Genomic DNA, 2,586 nt, shown 5'->3' with positions numbered 1-2,586 from the left:
CGTCGAGCGTGAACGTCTCGGTGGGTACGTCGTTGCGGCCGATCATGGGCGTGGCGCCCATCACCGCCCACACCCCGCCCGGCGGCAGGTCGACGTCGGCGCGGTCCCAGAGTCCCTGGAGCTGGGCGGCCGTGGCATCCAGAGCGCCCTTCGAAACGGAGACGAGGTCTCGAGGCGCCTGGATGCCGTAGTTCATGGTCATCGCGTTGACCCCGGTGAGCTGGACCCCGGCGTCGAGCATCGTCGACACGAGGTCGCGCCCCGCCGCGGTCAAGCCGTCGGGCGCGACCGGGAGCGTCACCCACACCTCGAGCGGGTCGTCCGCGGGCCGTTCCCGTTGGAGGAGCGCCACGGCGGCGGCGCGGCGTTCGGTGGCTGCGCGGTCGTCGAGCGCCTCGCCTTCGATGTCGAGGTCGATCGTGTCGGTGCCGTAGCGGTCGATCACCGCACCGTAGGCGGCGGCGAGGCTCGCGGGGCTCGCGCAGGCGCGGGCGAGTTCGGTGTTCACGGCGCCGCCGAACGAGACCGTCACGGGAAGCCCCTCGCGGCGCAGGCGTTCGACGCGGCGGTCGAGGTCGAAGCGGGTCGCGGCATCGTCGAGGGTGTAGGCCTTGCCCCACGTGGGCGTGCAATCGGTGTCCGAAGCGGCGACCACGAAGGCCAGGACCGCGCCCCCGGGCGAGGTCGCGAGCGCGCTCTCGGCCAGTTCCGCCCCCTGATCGAGGGTGACGTCGTAGTAGCCGGCGAACCACCGCTCGTCGAGGGGCGTACCGGTCACCGGGAGCGTGATCGGAGGAGCGACGGCGGCCACCCCGACTGCGATCAGGGCCGCTCCGCCCAGGAGGCTCGCCGCGACCCGGGCCCACGACACGCGCCGTCCCGAGAATCGCTGACGCTCGCGAGGACTCATCCGGTCACCGGTTCGATCAGCCCGTCGTCCAAGACGCGTCGCCACGCGGGCACGGAGTCCTCTTGCGTCGCCGGGGCGCGCTCGCGGACGGGCACCCAGATCCACTCCAGCCACCCGTTCCACAGGTCGGCGATGGAGTTGCGGATCCCGACGAGCCGGACCATCGCCCCGACCACGCACACGGCGGTGAAGGCGGCGAATGCGGCGGCGATCCAGGATCCCTCGCCGACCGAGCGGACGGCGACGATGATCGAGGCGGCGGCGACGACGAGCGGGGCCAGGATCAGCAGCGCCCCCGCCGGCGTGCGCTGGCCCGCCTTGGGGGTGCGGGCGAAGGCGAGGCGGTGTCCCGTGAAGGCCTGCGCGATCGAGCCGATCGTGCCGGCGAGGTTCACCGCCAGCAGCAGCAGGTTCAGCCCGTACACCCCCAGGATGTCGCGGCGACGGTAGCCCAGCATCCGCAGATCGTGCGCCATCTCGACGAAGTAGGGCAGGGCGATGAGGATCAGGACGATGCTGACCAGCTCACCGTTGAGCGGCACGACCGTCAGCAGCACCAGCAGCCCGGCCGTCACCCAGGCGATCGAGCCGAGGTAGTTGGTGCGCAGCAGCATCTCCGCCGTGCGCAGGGGATGGCCGGCCGCCCGGCGTGCCGCGGCGGTCCGCCACAGCGCCGGGAGCACGAGCAGCCCGCCGTTGGCCCAGCGGCGGCGCTGGACGACGAGAGTGCCGAAATCCGGCGGCGTGGCGCTGTAGCTCAACCGCTCGGGGTAGTTCACCAGCCGCCAGCCGTGTCCGATGACGTCGATGCTGGCCTCGGTGTCTTCGATGACGGTCCGTCCTCTGATGAAGCGGACGACCTCCCGGCCGTCGACCGTCTCGACGGTGCCGAGGTCCTCGAGCAGCGACCACCGGATCACCGCGTTCGCGCCGACCCAGAACGTGGCGTCGAACGCCGTCAGCCCCTGGTGCACCAGGTGCTGGAGGTCGGTGGTCGCGCCGGCCAGGCGTTCGATGGCGCTGCGCCGACCGCGATAGGCCGAGTAGGGGGTCTGGATCACGCCGACGCGTTCGTACCCGGGCTGCTGCAGCGCGTGCAGGAGGCGGGCGGCGTACTCGGGCAGCAGCATCGAGTCGGCATCCAGGGTGATCACCGCGTCGCACGCCGGCACGTCGACCACGTGCTCGATGCCGTCGAGGTCGCGCAGCTGGTGGACGCCGCCCACGAGCGCCAGGTAGACGTTGAGGTTCGCCGCCTTGGTCGGCTCGTGCGACAACGCCGGGAAACGCTTGCGCTCGAACACCTCGATCTCGGCACCGAGGATGCGCGTCAAGCGTCGGGCGAGGGACTGCACCCGCGTCGACGACAGGGTCTCTTCGTCGACGTCTCCGGCCTCACCCAGTGCGTCCGCGACCGAGCTCAGATCGTCGGCGAGCGACCCCAGCACCTGCTCGGCGAAGAACGTCTCGACGTGTCCGTCCCGGGGCTCGGCGGTCGCGCACTCGCGGGCCCAGCGCGCGACGGTCGCGTAGGCCTCGGCGACGACGCGACGGGCCTCGGGGGCGGGCAGCGTCCGGGCGCGGGTCACGGCGTCCTGCGCACACTCCCGCGGGGCGGCCAGCTCGAGGCGGATCTCGTCGGCGATCGCCCGGGTGCGGGCCACGCGGTCGCGCAG

The 2,586-nt window shown here is 72.4% G+C and carries 1 protein-coding gene and 1 pseudogene; both read right to left on the bottom strand.

Annotated elements, in window-relative coordinates:
• A pseudogene (locus tag LQV45_RS25240) lies at positions 1-910 on the bottom strand (glycosyl hydrolase family 18); the annotation flags it as partial.
• A partial coding sequence (locus LQV45_RS25235; protein ID WP_230009366.1) for a glycosyltransferase family 2 protein occupies positions 907-2,586 on the bottom strand: 1,680 nt, incomplete at its 5' end. The pseudogene LQV45_RS25240 and the gene LQV45_RS25235, both read right to left, overlap by 4 nt.

The sequence above is a fragment of the Microbacterium sp. Bi128 genome, assembly GCF_918698205.1.
Note: the sequence above shows the minus strand (reverse complement) of the source record. Positions and strands in the feature narration are given on the sequence as shown.